The 14931-nt window shown below is 55.6% G+C and carries 11 protein-coding genes; 3 read left to right on the top strand and 8 right to left on the bottom strand.

What is annotated here, in order from left to right:
- Positions 1-26: 26 nt before the first annotated feature.
- The gene (locus tag PV433_RS25755; RefSeq protein ID WP_332074896.1) at positions 27-803 is read right to left on the bottom strand and encodes a DUF4367 domain-containing protein; all 777 of its coding nucleotides are present in this window, start codon (positions 801-803) and stop codon (positions 27-29) included.
- 1 nt (position 804) lies between these two features.
- The gene (locus PV433_RS25750) at positions 805-1374 is read right to left on the bottom strand and encodes an RNA polymerase sigma factor (protein WP_332074895.1); all 570 of its coding nucleotides are present in this window, start codon (positions 1372-1374) and stop codon (positions 805-807) included.
- A 306-nt stretch (positions 1375-1680) separates the two neighbouring features.
- On the opposite strand from PV433_RS25750, the gene PV433_RS25745 reads away from it, so the two are divergent.
- On the top strand, positions 1681-2217 hold the full coding sequence (locus PV433_RS25745) for an NUDIX domain-containing protein (protein ID WP_332074894.1): 537 nt from the start codon (positions 1681-1683) through the stop codon (positions 2215-2217).
- An 83-nt stretch (positions 2218-2300) separates the two neighbouring features.
- Here PV433_RS25745 and PV433_RS25740 read toward each other — a convergent pair whose 3' ends face one another.
- A complete protein-coding gene (locus PV433_RS25740) occupies positions 2301-3176 on the bottom strand; it encodes a LysR family transcriptional regulator (RefSeq protein ID WP_332074893.1) in 876 nt (291 codons plus the stop codon).
- A gap of 124 nt (positions 3177-3300) precedes the next feature.
- Here PV433_RS25740 and PV433_RS25735 point away from each other — a divergent pair, with 124 nt between their 5' ends.
- A complete protein-coding gene (locus tag PV433_RS25735; RefSeq protein ID WP_332074892.1) occupies positions 3301-4263 on the top strand; it encodes a DMT family transporter in 963 nt (320 codons plus the stop codon).
- A gap of 541 nt (positions 4264-4804) precedes the next feature.
- Here the strand turns inward: PV433_RS25735 and PV433_RS25730 are convergent.
- The 5 genes from PV433_RS25730 to PV433_RS25710 form a co-directional block, all read right to left on the bottom strand.
- Complete coding sequence (locus PV433_RS25730; protein ID WP_332074891.1) at positions 4805-6076, bottom strand: sialidase family protein; 1272 nt, start codon at positions 6074-6076, stop codon at positions 4805-4807.
- 130 nt (positions 6077-6206) lie between these two features.
- On the bottom strand, positions 6207-7820 hold the full coding sequence (locus PV433_RS25725) for an extracellular solute-binding protein (RefSeq protein ID WP_332074890.1): 1614 nt from the start codon (positions 7818-7820) through the stop codon (positions 6207-6209).
- A gap of 46 nt (positions 7821-7866) precedes the next feature.
- A complete protein-coding gene (locus PV433_RS25720) occupies positions 7867-10140 on the bottom strand; it encodes a helix-turn-helix domain-containing protein (protein WP_332074889.1) in 2274 nt (757 codons plus the stop codon).
- A 235-nt stretch (positions 10141-10375) separates the two neighbouring features.
- Positions 10376-11737 (bottom strand): ABC transporter substrate-binding protein, encoded by a 1362-nt coding sequence (locus PV433_RS25715; RefSeq protein ID WP_332074888.1) that lies wholly within the window; start codon positions 11735-11737, stop codon positions 10376-10378.
- A gap of 1586 nt (positions 11738-13323) precedes the next feature.
- Positions 13324-13509: a YjfB family protein gene (locus tag PV433_RS25710; protein WP_332074887.1), complete on the bottom strand. Its 186-nt coding sequence runs from the start codon at positions 13507-13509 to the stop codon at positions 13324-13326.
- A gap of 199 nt (positions 13510-13708) precedes the next feature.
- Between PV433_RS25710 and PV433_RS25705 the strand changes: the two genes are divergently transcribed.
- Entirely contained in the window at positions 13709-14611 is a 903-nt protein-coding gene (locus PV433_RS25705; protein ID WP_332074886.1) for a serine/threonine protein kinase, read from the top strand.
- The last annotated feature ends 320 nt before the right edge of the window (positions 14612-14931 follow it).

Raw genomic sequence — 14931 nt, 5'->3', positions numbered from 1 at the left:
AGGGGCAGCCGCCCCTCCTCTTTTGTCTATTTCATCTTTCTGGCGATCTCCAAAATTTCATCTTTCGTCAAATCGCCGGATATGGAAATATACAAGTTCCTGTACAAATACTCCAAACTGCTTTTGCGCGTATCCGTTGCAACCAGGAAAGCCTTGGATCCGTTTACCTCTACCTCTTCAACCGTATGGGTATCTTTACCGGCAACCGAAGTCATCGTCTCATTCGACTCCAGGAGGCGAAGCATGACTCGAAATCGTTTACCAGCGCCATCCACATACAATAATACGGCTTCCGTCGATTGGGTTTGAGCAGCTTTAAAAAGCAAACGGCTCTCCGTCAGTACAAATCCGTCCGGTACGTGATCGAACTTAACGTGGGGAAAGGCGAGAAGCGGCGCCGCGTCTTCCCAATTGTCCAGTTTTTTGCTTGTTTTCACTTCCGATGAAAGATCGGTCCCCGCCGGGCCGGCCGCCGTTTGGGGCGGACTTGTTTTCGGCTTCGTCGTCTCGATCGGCTTTACCCCGAAAATGAGGCTCACGACATCCGACTGGATCGTTTTGATCGACTGAAAAAAAGGATTAAACGCATTGGTGACCGGAGGCGAACCGAAAATCATCGCTCCCAGCACAAACGAAGCCGCTACGTAAGGGACGACTTTCAATCGTTGGATTCTTCGGCGACGGCGTTGCAGTAAACGCTCGACCTTCTCCCACGACGGCGTCGGGTCCGGTATGGCGGTATGCGTGCTGGCGGCTGCATCGAAGGCTTGATCAAATAGTTTGTCAAATTCGTTCTGGTTCACCTCAGACACCCCAATCCTTGGAAAATCGTTTCTTGATCAGTTCTCTTGCCCGGTGCAGCTTATATTTGACCGTCTGCTCATTGGTAGCCAGGAAATCGGCAATTTCCTTGTAGCTCATCGACTGCTTCCACCTGAGCTCGATCAGAACGCGATACTCCGGCTTCAGCTCCTGCAGGCATTTATCTACGGCTTCCGTCATCGCTTTCAGCTCCACCTCTTGTTCGATCGTCCCCGCGACGGTAGCATAACTGATGCTGTCATGAATAAATACACTTTCAACATCGACTTCGTTACGAACTTTTTTATGTTTTCGCAAATAATTAAACGTACAATTTTTGACAACGACCCGAATCCATGCTTTCAACCGGTCCTCTTCGTCAAAATCCGGTACATGTTTAATCACTTTCAGGAACGCTTCCTGAATGACATCTTCCGTACCGGCATGTTCTTTGACCATGAACAAGATCGCCCCGTACATCAGTTTATAAAACTCCATGTACACTTCCTTTTGGGCTTCGGCGGTCAGCGCTTCGTAATTACAGGTAAGCAAAAGACTTATTTTACTTGGCATAAGCCCAGGTATCCCCCCAGGAATCCATGTTAATTATTCTCTCTACATACGGACCCTTCCATTTCTCTCGATTATAACTGATATGCCGGTCAGAATGTAGCATTTACTAGTTTTCCTTGCGTTTGGGGGAAATGGGATTGACCGGGCAAACGATGCTGTATCCCCGCAAAGGCAGCAACCGGAATGGAGGCAAGGCAGCGGATCGACCCGACTATAGGTTTCTCCTATAGCGTAAATAAGATATTAGAATTTCCAATTATAATCCCATCTATGGTACGATCCAGAAAAAGGAGGGAGGAGTCAAGCATGAATGTCGTTTGTGCCGCTGGAGGACTGATTGTCCGGAACCATAAGGTTCTGCTTGTAAAAACAACGTATGGTGCTAACCGGGGACTATGGATGATTCCCGGGGGAATGGTCGAGCCCGGAGAGACGTTCGAGATGGCCGCCATTCGGGAAGTGTACGAGGAAACCGGGATTACAGCTCAGCCGCGAAGACTGATTTCAGTAAGATCAAGCATCAAAGAAACGGCATTCCAGTCCGGTTCGCCCGATCCTGCCGTATGCGTCTCCCTGCGCCCCGGGCAAAGCGAGCATGGCGTCTATCTCGTCTATGAAATGGAGCCGATTTCCGGCACCCCCGGAGCAGACGGCTCGGAAATAACCGAAGCCCGGTATCTCCCTATAGACGAGGTGCTGGACGATCCGGAGGTGGTCGGCTTGTCGCGGCAGATTATTCGCGATTACGTGCATTCGGCGCCCGCTTCAGGACTAACCAAGGTCCGGACCGCGATTCACGCAAACCAGCAGTATGCGTTGTATGAGGTGTATACATTAGCTTAAAAGTTCATGCCTGTATGCTATATGAGGTGCAAAAAAGGCTCCTGCGGCAGCGAATACCCCAGCGTCCGCTGCCAAAATCCGCACTACTCGCCCAGTCCCGGATAGCTCCGGACGTAACTCAGAAACCGCTTGGCGGCAGGGGATGCGTGTTTCATGGAGCTGACCGCGATGCCGAGCGTACGGTAGCTGGGCTCCTCAAGCGGAAGCAGCCGAATATTGCGGCTTTGCCCCCGGAGCACAAGCTCGGGACGGATGCTGATCCCGAGTCCTTTCTCGACCATCGCCATGATCGCGTAATCGTCGCCTACCGTATACTTGATATTCGGCTGCACGGATGCTTTTGCCAGCACCCGGTTGACATCGTCGTCCGAGCCTCGGCTCGGCATAATGAACGGCTCCTGCCCGAGCTGGGCAAACTTCACGGCCGTCTGGCCGCTCAGCGGATGATCCGCCGGCAGCAAGACGAGCATCTGATCCTGCTGCAGCGGGATGACATCAAAGCTGTCCCAGGTCGGCAGCGACAAAAACCCGCAATCCACCTTCCCCTCCTGAATCCACTCCTCAATCTGGCGATAATCCCCTTCGACCAGATTAAATTCGATATTCGGATAATCGCGCTGAAAATCTTTGATAATGCCCGGCAGCCAGTGAACCGCCACGCTCGTAAACGTACCGATGTGAATCGTGCCCAGCTCGATCCCTTGAATCGAGGCGACTTCCTGCTCCAGATGTTCGTTCCACCTCAACACTTCGCGCAACGTTTGGAAGATCCGTTCTCCATTCGTCGTCAGCCTGACACCTGAACGGCTTCGGGTGACGAGCATAAAGCCGAACTCGTCTTCGAGACTGTTAATCGCGTGGCTGACCCCGGATTGGGTAAATCCCAGCACATCCGCCGCTTTGGTCAAACTTCCGAGCTCGACCGCTTTCACCAATACTTTGTATTTGTTAATGCTCAAGCGTAAGCCTCCCGCCGTCAATTTTCATGAATTTTTCTCATGATATTAATAAGAAACATTCGTTTTACTTGTTTATTTTCGATTAGTATACTGGATTTGTTTTTGGAATTGAAGGAGGAGCAGCATGAAACCGCTAAAAGCCGAATTGTTGATCGTATTCGTCACCGTTTGTTGGGGGGCGTCTTATTTGTTTATGAAGATGGGGCTCGATTCGCTGGGAGAGTTTAATTTGATCGCCCTTCGCTTCGGAATCGCCTTTCTTCTGGCGGCGGCGATCTTTGGCCGACGATTGCTGACAGTCAATATGCAAACCGTACGGTATGCCATGCTGCTAGGGTTCTTATTGTTTCTTGTGTTCACCCCGATTATGTTTGGCTTACATACGACCACAACGTCCAACGCGGGCTTTCTGGTCAGCCTGACCGTCGTATTCGTTCCTTTGCTCAGCACTGTCGTATTCAGAAAAAAAATCGAGCCGAGTCTGATCCTCAGCGTTGTACTCGCGATAACCGGAATTGCCTTGCTTACCGTTCAGCCGCCTTTCGCGATGACGACGGGCGACCTCTTATGCATGGCAGCGGCCTTTATGTATGCGATCCATATTATGGTCGTCGGCATCGCCGCGCAGAAAGTCGATACGCTGAACCTCGGCATTTTGCAGCTTGGCTTCGCGGGCTTGTACGGCCTCGTCTTCTCGCTGCTTTTTGAAACGCCGTCGCTTCCGGGGTCGCCCGGCGGTTGGGCGGCCATCCTCATGCTCAGCGTCGTATGCAGCGCCTTGGGGTATATCCTGCAGACCGTTGCCCAGAAATACATCTCTCCCACCCGAACGGGGCTGCTGTTCGCCTTGGAGCCGGTTTTCGCCGCTGTCATCGGGTATTGGTTTGCGGGCGAACAGCTGTCGCCCAAAGGATACATAGGCGCCGCTCTTGTCCTGCTCAGCATCGTCCTGTCCACCGTGAAAAAACAGCCTGAACGGCCGGGTGCGGCCAAAAGAACCCGAAAGATAAAGGGAACTGCCCGCATAGAACCCGCTCGGGTAACGGCCAACGATGCAGAATGCAGGCCGGACGGGATGCCGGGATAAGCAGGAACGAGGGGAGGATACGGTGAATTCCATAACGAGGCGGCAACCGGGAAAAAATGGCGCCGCTCGCGGTTGACGTGTGAAGCCGATCAAAATGGCGGCGGCATCGTAACAATGAAGTCAAGTCAGGTGAAAGGAATCCGCCGCGAATAGTATTGAAGGAGGCTGCAGCGATGATTTACGTACTGCGACATGGCCAGACGGATTTGAACAAGTTCGAGTTCCGTTTTGCGAAAAGGTGAGTGTGCGGCTTTCCGGATCAATCGCCCGGATTCACGCAAAGACGCCTCCGTTCCCACGGCTAACGTGGGATCGAAGACGTCTTTTTTTGAACAATACCAGAGCAGTTCGCCAAAGCGCTAAAGCGAACTGACACATTCCGAACCCAGAAAGCAGCCTCTTGTGGTGGGTGGACTTTCCACTTGGTTGTCCATAATGAATCGACAGCCTCGCCAAAGACTCCTATTTTGGTCAGAGCCCGCGTATATAAGTTTCCTCGTGTGCATCCGTTTCGGCGACCGCCCGGCTCCGGGCCGCCGGCTTAATACACGAGCGAGCGGAAGTTCCGCACCGTATGGAATGTGATCAGGTTGCCGTTGTGCGCGTCGCGCGCCCGTGCGTCCCCGGAGCGGCTCGCGATATGGAGGTCGTCGCCGTCGATCGCCATGCTCGCATAATGCCGCGACTGCTTCGGCGAAGCGCCCGCCGTTACAAGCGCGGCGAAGCACCAGTCGATGCAGTTTTTGGAGAAATGCAGCTGCAGCCGGTGACGCTCGTTGTTCGGCAAGTCGAACCGTTCCTTCGGCAGCCGCTCCTTGCGGGTCATGCTGTCGGTCGATTGCGAGCTGAGCAGCCAGTACAGCTTCGTCTCCTCGTCGTACAGGATGTGGAACTTCATCTGCCCGCCCGGACACGGGACGAAAACCGCCTTTTTGCCGGACGGAGTCGTCTCGAGCTGTGTCGTCATCGAGCCGTCCTCGTGCTCCACCACTTTGGCGATCGCGGCATAACCGGTCCCGCCGGTATGGGCTCTCGCCCACAGATGGAACGTCTTGCCCGCCGGATCGTGCCAGTAATGGTCCGGATCGGTGAACTGGACGACGTTCGTCTCCAGCCAGCCGACCAGCGCGCAGTGCAGCTGCCCCTTCTCGTAATAAGGCGTTTCCGTGAAAAAAGGAACGCCGAAGTAGTCGAGCCCGCTTGACGGAAACGCCTCGATCGCGGACAGCCTGGACGCGTACGTCCAGCTGGCGGGATCGGTCAGGTCCGCATCGGTCCGCGCCCGCATAAGCACCGGCTCCATCTGGCTGACCGGCCAGACGGTCAGATCGTTCTCGCGTATATTTTCCATGACCAGATACACATTGCCGTTCGCATAATGGACGTTGCACGGCGCTTGGTGCCAGTCTCCCTCCGTAGTGAGCAGCGACGGCTCCGACCAGGTCTCGCCCCCGTCCTCGGAACGGATGATCATCATCTGGACGCAATGGCCCAGCACGTACAGCGTGCCGCCCGCGACGAAAGGCCGCGCATGCAGAAACGGGAAATCGTGCGTGTGTTTCCACGTACGCCCTTTATCATCGGAGACGTATATTTTGCCTTGCGCGATATAGCCGTGGCGCGAACCTTTCGGACCCGGCAGGTCCGCGACTCCTTTGCCCCCGATGTCCATCGTCAGCACGAGTCTTCCCGAAGGAAGCGCGATGACAGCAGGCGAATATGCGTATACGTTTTGCGGGTCGGGCGATTCATACACTGTGACGTAGTCGTCAGCAGCCGGCCGGACCGGGTTAGGGAATATCGTTTGAGCCATAGGGCTTCACCTCATCCTATCGGATTCGGAAGCTCCGATGCGCTGCGCTTGATATCGATGATTGTACGGCGGCCATTCGTTTTCCGCTTCAAACGGGACGCTTCTTCGAACCTTCACGAGGCTTAATCCTCTACCGCTTAAACCGGTCATACCCGATCTGCTTGATCTCCAGCAGCTCGCCAAGCCCCATCTTCCTCAGCTCCTGTACATACGAGTCCCATTCGGCGTCAATACCGCCTTCCACGATCCATTTAGCTTCCATCCTGCGCACGTAGGTCATCACCTCGGTCTCCAGCACGCTCAGCCGCTTGTTCTCGCTTTCGGTCATGTACATCGTCGGATAGACCCGCTCTTCCGGAGCAATGTAAGGCTTGTATAACTCGTAGAACCGGTTGCGGTACAAGTCGCTTGCGCTCGGCTCCAGCTTCTGCAGCCACTCCTTCGAAGCCAGTAAAGGGATCGAGGTGGAGGGCGTCGTGGCGCCGATCCAGTTGCTTGTATCCTGCCCCTTCGGCGGGTTTACGATCTCGATCCGGCCGTCCGGCTTCTCCAGCAGATGGGTGCCGAACGGTCCGTATTTGAATTCCAGCACGCTCCTCGGCTCGTTCATCGTATCCACGAAACGCATCGTCGCTTCCGGATGTTTATTTTTGTTCGTAATCGAGAAATAGTTCAAAATGATCCGGTTGTCCTGCCGTCTCCAGATCCGGTCTCCGTACGGCCCGATCAAGGCCGGAATCGCTTCATAGTCCTCCAGCCGCTCGTAGCCGAGCTCGTATACGCCGTTGAAGGAGGCGATCACCCCTACGACGTCGAGATCGCTCCTCGTCTTGGACAGCAGTTGCTTGACGTCCTGCGTGAACGTCTCCCGGTCCAGCAGTCCTTCCGCGAACAGTCGGTGCAGATAGCGGACCGCATCCTTGTAGGCGTCCAGCACCGGCTCGAAGACGACCTTGCCGCCCGGGTCGACGGAAAATCCGGTTAAAGCGTCGATCAGCCCGAACGAGCCGTACAGCTCGTAATAACCGTTGGTCGTCGTACCGTGGCGGAATGTGGCCGGAATCTCGTCGGCGAGGCCGTTTCCGTTCGGATCGTTTTCCTTAAACGCCTTCAGCGTCCGGTATAGCTCCTCGGTCGTCTGCGGGATCGGCAGCCCGAGCTTGTCGAGCCATTTCTTGTTGATCAAAAACGTATTGCGGTATTGAAAATGCTGCTGATCCTCGAACCACGGAATCGAATAAATATGGCCGTCCGGCGCGGTAGCCATCCGGCGGAGCATCGGATGCTGCTCCATGATCCGCTTGATGTTCGGGGCGTAACGGTCGATCAAATCTTCAAGCGGGATAATGATCCCTTGGGAGCCGTAGTTGACCACGTCGACCAGGTTGAGGCCGGTAAAGAAAGCGTCCGGGTAATTGCCGCTCGCAAGCATCAAGTTTTTTTTCTCTTTCCAGCCTTCGGCCGGGATCTGCTCCCACTCCACTTGAATATTCGTTTTGTCCGTCAGCGCCTGCAGCGTAACCATCTCGTAGTAGTCCTTCTGATAATGCTGCCGGTATACCGGAATTTTGAGCTTGATCGGCCGGTCGACCACCGGCAGGCCCGTCTTGTTAAAGCCCGGATTCAAGCTCGAATCGGCGGATAGCAGCTCCGGCTTCTCCTCTTCGCTGCAGCCGGCTGCGATCCAGACCGCCGCCAGCACTCCAAGCCCAAGCCCCGCCGCTTTTCTCCATGTCCGTTCCATGCGCCGCTCCCCCTTTTGTCTGGAATTCCTGTATGCAGCTCCCCGGTTATTTCTGATGCATCGTACGGAATTCCCCGGGAGTGACGCCTTCGGTTTCTTTGAATTTGCGGATAAAGCCGGACACGCTTCCGTAGCCGATCCGCTCGACCACTTCCTGCAGACTGTCCGCCCCCGCGCGCAGCAGCTCCTTGGCCTTCTCCATGCGCAGCGTCTGAATGTATTGGGACACGGTCTGGCCCGTCTGGTCTTTGAAATACCGGCTGAGGTACGAGGCGGACATGCCGAACTCGTCCGCGACCTGCTGCAGCGACAGCTGGCTCGAGCCGTAATGCTCGCTCAGATAAGCCATCATTTTGCTCGCCAGATCCGTATTGCCGCTCTCCTTGCGCTCCGCCACGATCCGGCAGATGTCCTCGGATATATGCTTCACGAGCGCGATCAGCTCTTCGACCGTCTCGAACTCGGACAGCGACCAGACGTCGGGATATTGCTCCGCCAGTGCTCCATCCGCCCACCGGAGCTCGCTCAGCATCGACAGAATGACATGAATCAGGTCGAAGCACATGCATTTGACCAGAAACAGCGGCAGTTGACGCTCCCGGATCGTGCCGATCATCGCTTCCAGGTACTGCTCGATCCTCCCTGCATCCCCTTGGTACATATACAGCCGGAGCTGGTTCCAGTCGCCTTTGGAATAATCCTCGTGCGGAAGCTCCGTTTTCGGGACGATGTCGGAGAAAAAGAGCACTTGGCCGTAACCCGCGATCAGACGGTAATCGGCCGCGCCACACGCCTCAATGTACGACTTCCCGAGCTCGCTCCATGGGCCGTAGGCGGTCCCGGCGCCGATCGTCAGACCGGTCTGCCATTTATCGCTTAAGGTACGGTGTGCGTCGATCAGCAGCCGCTTATGCTCGACTCCGCCCGGGTCGTCGGTTCCGAGGATGAAGATCAGGCTTGCGCCTTCAACGCTCTCCATCCCGTACGCTTCCGCACCGTCCGGAAAGCTCGCCTCCAGATCGTCCAGCAATGTGGAACGAGCGGAGGGCTGCACCGCGAAGCTTCTCGGAAACTGCAGCACGGCTACCAGATGATAAGGCTTCGTCAGCCGCATATGCGCAAGCTCCAGTCGGCGGTTCAGCTCGGCCTGATCCGGCAACCGGCCGCGAAGAAGCGTCAGCAGCGTGTAATGCTTCATCGCCGGTCTGCTGCTTGAGATGTTCCGGTTCAGCTCTTCGTTACTATCGGACATCAGCGAAAGCGCCGACTGGATCGATTCGATCTCGCCGAGGCCGTCGAATTCGCGCTTCGCCTTGCTCTCGGCAAACCGCTGCAGCCTGCGGATCGGCTTGTAACTGAGCTGCGTCGCGAAAAAGATCAGTACGCCGCCCAGCACGAATACGACCGATATCGCGTACAGCGTCCTTCGCTGGGCGAGCTTCACATTGTGGAGCACCGCTTCTTGATCGACCAGCGAGACATACGTCCAGCCAAGCCGCTCCGAGCGGACGTCGTAGACGAAATAATCGCGGTCGTGCAGCCGGACCGTCTTCGCCTGATCCGCAGCCGGCACGCCGTAGCCGGCTTCCGCCAGCCGCTTCGCATCTTCGGCCGGGAAGCCGTGCGTCGATACGATCAGCTCGTTTTTTTCGTTCAGGATGAACGTGTCGCCCGGGTCGTCCCCGAACTTTTTCTCCAGCAAACTTTGGAAAGCGCTTTCTTTAAGCTGGAACACAACCGTTCCGTAGGGCGTCGGATGATTCGGCGGCAGCGGCATCACATACGTAACGATTCGCTCCCGGATTCCGCTGAAGCTGGTGACGTCTTCCGCTCCGCGCATATACGGATAGGTTGCCGTCTGCAGATCCCGGACGAAGCTGGGCGGACTCCATTTGTCATAACCGACGATTTTATCGGTAAACGTATGAACGTCATACGTGCTGTAAGGCGTATACAGCGTATCGTGTCCGTGAAAGTACAGGAGCAGCTGGTCGATAAACTGGTTGGCGCTTACATAGTTGCGGAGCTGGGCGATCGTGTTCAGCTCGGCGAACGGACTTTTCGTTACGTTGTAAGGCGTCAGATTCGTATTGCCCGCGATATGAAAGGCGATGTTGTTCAGCTCCGTCATATTGACGTCCACCGCATCCCTTACCTGCGTCAGCGCATTCATGTTACTCTTCGTCACTTCCCGTTCCAGCAGCTGGATGAAGAAGTTGTACGCGACGAGCCCGATGATCAGCACGGGAAGCAGCAATACGATTGAATACGAGACGATATACCGGTACAGCAGCTTGGAGTTCAGCTTCCCCCTTGCCATGACGTCCCCCTTTTCTATGCGAGGCATGGTCGCTTTACGCCATTATACCAGAACGGTGCGGGCTTGGAATATCCCCGAGTTGACCGGAAGAGGTTCCGCGTTCCGTGATCGCATGGCAGCAAGGACCGGATTGCCGGCAGTTCGAAAGAAAGAAGACGTGCGGACGCGCCGCCGGCCAGTCTGCGCGAGGCGGCCGGACGGGCGCGGAGGATATGCTGTAACTTAAGACCTGCGGTTACTTGCTCTTTTGCTCCTGGACCATCTTGTTAATTTTCTCGTCCACGTCCCGCAGCGTCGAGTTCAAGTCCACTTGTCCCGTAAAATAAGGCTGCATGCTCGCATTAACGATGTTAAAAGCAAGCTGGTCCCAATCGGTGCGATCGTACGGATCGGCGACGCGCGTCGCGTAGATGGCGTTCAGATCGATCCCCGCTGCAAGCGGATTGCCTTCGAACAACGCATTGCGTACTTCCTTGCTGACAAGCGGCGTAACGAAGCCCATCTTGCTGAGCGCTTTCTGCACGTCGTCGGACGCGTAGTGCATCGCGACCTTAAACGCCAAATCCTGCTGCTTCGACAGCTTGTTAACCGCCAGACCGCCGCCGAACAGCCCCGTACCGACGCCCGGCTTATCCGGAAATACCGGGTACGTGGTAATACCGACGTTGAACCCGCTTTGCGCCGCCTGTACGAAATCGGTGTCGGTCAGCATGACGATATGCGGATACATCGCAAGCGACCTCGTCTCCAGAAACGCCTTGCGCCCGTCCCCGTGCTTCGCCCCTTCCGGGAAGTTGCCGGAAACGCCGTAAATGTTTCCATACGTCTCGTACAGCGTCTTCCAGCCCGGCAGCGAGCCTACAACCGACTTTCCGGCCTTGTCGATGAACGGAAGCGACAGCTGCTTCTGCATCCGGTTCACGTTAAGACCGGCATCCAGCCCGCGGTAAGCGACGCCTTGATCGGTGCGCGACAGCTTTTTGGACAGCTCAATCAGATCCTGCCACGTGCTGTTCGCCTTCGGATAAGGAACGCCGAATTTGTCGAACAAGTCCTTATTGTAATGAAGCACGAACGGCTGGATCGAGAACGGGATGAGCAGCAGTTCGTTTTTGTTCACCGAATACGAGCGCACATCTTTAAGGACATGCGGGTCGAAACGGCTCAGATCGACCTTATACTTCGCCACAAGCGGATCGAGGTTCAACGCCAGGTCGAGGTTCGTCAGCTCCTGCAGGTTCGTGTACCCCTGGTCGAACAGATCCGGAGGCGTCGAGGCCAGCTGATCCTGCAGCTTGATATTCGTGCCGGCTTTCGTGAACGTCACGTTCGGGAAGTTTTTCTTCAGCAGGCTGCGGTACTTCTGCTCGAACAGCTCGTCCGAGATCCCGGTCCGGATCACGATCTCGGCCTTCTCGTCGGATGCGAACGGGTTCGCGGACACCGTTTCGGCTGCGGCAGGCGCCTTCGTGCCGGCCGCCTCGGTGCCGCCCGGCTGGGCGCCGGAATTTCCCGCGTCGCTGCCGCAAGCGGCGAGCATGGGCGCTAGCAGGACAGCGGCGCCGACCGTTGTTAACCATTTCGGATTTGGATTCATGTTGCGTATCCCCCTTGGATCTGATCAATTGTGCGTAAGGCGCATCAGGCACGGCGGGCTTCCTGGAGCAAAACCGCGCCCGGCGCCTATCACGGCTCTAACGCTACAGGATGCGGAGGAATCGCGAAATAACCGGTTGGCGTTTTCCATGTACGCCCGGTTACAACGGCGGTTTGCAGTTTATGATCGGGTGCACGGATCTTTACATTCGAGGGGGAAAAGGCTTGAACGGGCGGGGAAAACGCCGAATGCACCCGCGCCGCGCGAAGTTCCCGGCGCTGTCGGTGCAGCGGCGGCGCATAACGATGGTCAAGCGCAGGAGCGGACTTGTGCGGGAGCCGCGTATCTTCACCAAAACTGGAGAAGGCCCTTCGCTCTTGTCGAAGGGCCTTCAAAGTGGGATCGCGTGATGATCTAGGACTTGCTTACGTTAAGAAGCCGTCTTCCATATGCTAGGGTACTTTACCGGTAACGACTCGAAACCACTTCGAGCGCTTCCTTCTTACTTGGGATAGCATGGTTACCATCAACCTTTCGGATAGCTGAATCCTTATTCGGATCTGTTTTCCGCCGTTTGATTTGTATAATCACCACTTCCCACTTGGTTATCATTACCCCGATCGAAGAATGCTGAAACACCAGAGTGCGAAATTGTTTGGACCGGCTGCCTGCAGCGGCGTTTCGGTTCGACCCGTTACATATAGAGGAGAACAGCCGCTATATCCCGAAACATCCGCTTCCTTGTAGGAAAGCTTCCATACGACCATACGAAGCCTTTTGCCACGCGTAAGGCACTTCATAAGGGTAGCTTTTCTTGCGAACAAAACGGATTTGGCTTTGCTGAAAACTTAATCCTTCTCCATGTTTACAAAATGTTCCATGCGTAATGTGACGTACGGGCTCTATCACAAAATAGGAGTCTTTGGCGAGGCTGTCGATTCAATGTGTAGAAGTGTTAGCAGGCCGTTCCAAGTGAAAAGTTACCTTCTTCTACTCAAACAGGTTGTCCGGAATCCCTTGATTGAATAAGGATTGTAAGGTAGGGGATTCCAGACAAAACTCGCCAGAAGGTCATCTTTTCCCTTTCCACTTGGTTGTCCATAATGAATCGACAGCCTCTTTGGCACCTTTTATTTTCGACGTATGGGGAGAATTGGGACGAATAGAAGGGGTTTGTTTTGCACTCCTTATTTCAACTCACTGATGGGGTTTGTTGTCTTTTTGCGGATTTCCCCGCTTGAAGCAGGGCAGAGAGCCGAACGACCTCTCACGGAGCGGCTTACGACATAGCTGACTCGACAAGTAAGGGATCTCTTATCTGACCGTATATGGTGTAACTTTACATCCTGATTTATCTAGTAAGGAGCCCTCTGTCTGCCTGGGTATGATGAAGAACTTAGCTGCTCTATCAAGTAAGAAGTCCCCTCGTCTGCCTGGGTACGATGAGAACTTAGCACCTGATCAAGACTTGTCAAAAAAAAGCGCCGCCCCCACCTCACGGTAGGAACTGGCGCCTTCCGCCCATGAATCCGGTATCCGGATCAGGATCGGCTTTGTGGACTGACTGCTTATTCCGCTTTGCCAGCTTATGCGCGGATATCGAGATTGCCGCCCAGATGGGGCTGAACGCTCTGCTGCATCATCTGAACCATCTGCGCTCCTTGCAGCTCGGCCGACTCCTTGGCTTTGCTGAGCATCATAATGCCGATCGCTTGCGGAAGACCGCTGCTGCTGAACTGCGAATACGCGGAATTCAAAGATATACCGCTCATGCCGCTTCCTCCTGTTGCATCCGACTTGTCCTTGTCCTCGAAATCGATCATATCATTTCCTTTCAGACCGGACAATCCATAAATTTGCAGTCGATTTGACAACTGCCCGCCTACAGGTTCAGCAGCTCCCGTTCGAAATACGCCCCGATTTTTGTTAAAATCGACATGAACATGAAGGCGGCTGGAAGGAGCGGGAACGATGCATAGCGAACACGGGTCACGACGATATGGCAGGTGGAAAGCGCTCGCGGAAGAGATGTGGCGGCGGGTGCGCGAAGCGGTGCTGGACCGCCCGCTGCGGGCCGGAACCGTACTCGGCGGGCGTTATGCGATCGAGCGGGTGCTCGGAATCGGCAGCTACGGAATCAGCTATTTGTGCAAAGATAGGCGGATCGGGCAAAAGTGCGTAGTCAAACAAGTGAGGCCCAGCCGCAGAAAAGGGAGGAAAGGGCTCCCGGTGTTCGAACGGGAAGCGACCGTACTGGCGTCGCTCGATCATCCCGGCGTGCCGAAGCTGCTGAACCGGTTTTCCGAGCGCCGCAACCTGTTTCTGTGCATGGAATATATGCGGGGCCGTAATCTGGAGGACGCTTTGTTCGCGGACGGACGTACATTCACGCTGCTGGATGCGCTGCGCGTCGTGCGAGGCATTACGGATATTCTCCGGTACGTTCACGGCAAGGGCTTCGTCCACCGCGACGTCCGCATCCCGAACATTATGATCCGGCTGGACGGGCAGCTCGCCTTGATCGACTTCGGCCTTGCCTGTCCGGTAGCGACCGGGGCCTCCGTACCAACCGCCGTTTCCGACATGGAAGAGGGCGACGACTATCCCGAGGAGAAACGGATACGCCGCGAGCCTGTCTTTGCCAGCGACTTTTATGCGCTAGGACATTGTCTGCTGTTTATGCTGTATGCCGACTTCGAGGAGCAGCCCGGCCAGCCGGAACGGGGCTGGGAGGAGGAACTGACGCTCCCTGACGGGGTGCGCCTGTTTATCCGGCGTCTGCTGCAAATCGAGCCGCCGTTTCCGGATCTGGAGCCGCTGCGGCGCGAGCTTGATGAGCTGATCCGCGGCGAGGAGCAAATGCGGGAGCATTAGCAGTAGTTAAAGATTCCTGCTCATCAGCAGGAATCTTCCTTTACATGGGCAATATCCAAACGCATTTCTGCTGAAACGCAGGAATTCCCCCCAGAAGAATCCGTGCTGACGCCATATCGCGAAAAATTCCTGCGGCTGAGCAGGAATCCGCCCATCAACCGGCTCTGCGGGCCAAAAGCCTGCGCGTGTGCAGGTATTCGACCGACCGCCGTCATGCAGCGAAGCACCGCGCGCTGGGAGCTGCGCGTGGTGCGGAAAGACCTGCTCCAACGGCTTCTTACGCAAGCCGCAGCTTTCTTGCAGACGGAACGTGTGCATCA

The sequence above is a fragment of the Paenibacillus sp. GYB004 genome (assembly GCF_036577605.1).
Taxonomy (GTDB): domain Bacteria; phylum Bacillota; class Bacilli; order Paenibacillales; family NBRC-103111; genus Paenibacillus_AB; species Paenibacillus_AB oceani.
This window is presented reverse-complemented; position numbering and strand designations above follow the sequence as displayed.

Coding starts and splice junctions, on each gene's coding strand:
- PV433_RS25750 (WP_332074895.1), bottom strand. CDS start 1,374: ATGCCAAGTAAAATAAGTCTTTTGCTTACCTGTAATTACGAAGCGCTG.
- PV433_RS25745 (WP_332074894.1), top strand. CDS start 1,681: ATGAATGTCGTTTGTGCCGCTGGAGGACTGATTGTCCGGAACCATAAG.
- PV433_RS25735 (WP_332074892.1), top strand. CDS start 3,301: ATGAAACCGCTAAAAGCCGAATTGTTGATCGTATTCGTCACCGTTTGT.
- PV433_RS25730 (WP_332074891.1), bottom strand. CDS start 6,076: ATGGCTCAAACGATATTCCCTAACCCGGTCCGGCCGGCTGCTGACGAC.
- PV433_RS25725 (WP_332074890.1), bottom strand. CDS start 7,820: ATGGAACGGACATGGAGAAAAGCGGCGGGGCTTGGGCTTGGAGTGCTG.
- PV433_RS25720 (WP_332074889.1), bottom strand. CDS start 10,140: ATGGCAAGGGGGAAGCTGAACTCCAAGCTGCTGTACCGGTATATCGTC.
- PV433_RS25715 (WP_332074888.1), bottom strand. CDS start 11,737: ATGAATCCAAATCCGAAATGGTTAACAACGGTCGGCGCCGCTGTCCTG.
- PV433_RS25710 (WP_332074887.1), bottom strand. CDS start 13,509: ATGAGCGGTATATCTTTGAATTCCGCGTATTCGCAGTTCAGCAGCAGC.
- PV433_RS25705 (WP_332074886.1), top strand. CDS start 13,709: ATGCATAGCGAACACGGGTCACGACGATATGGCAGGTGGAAAGCGCTC.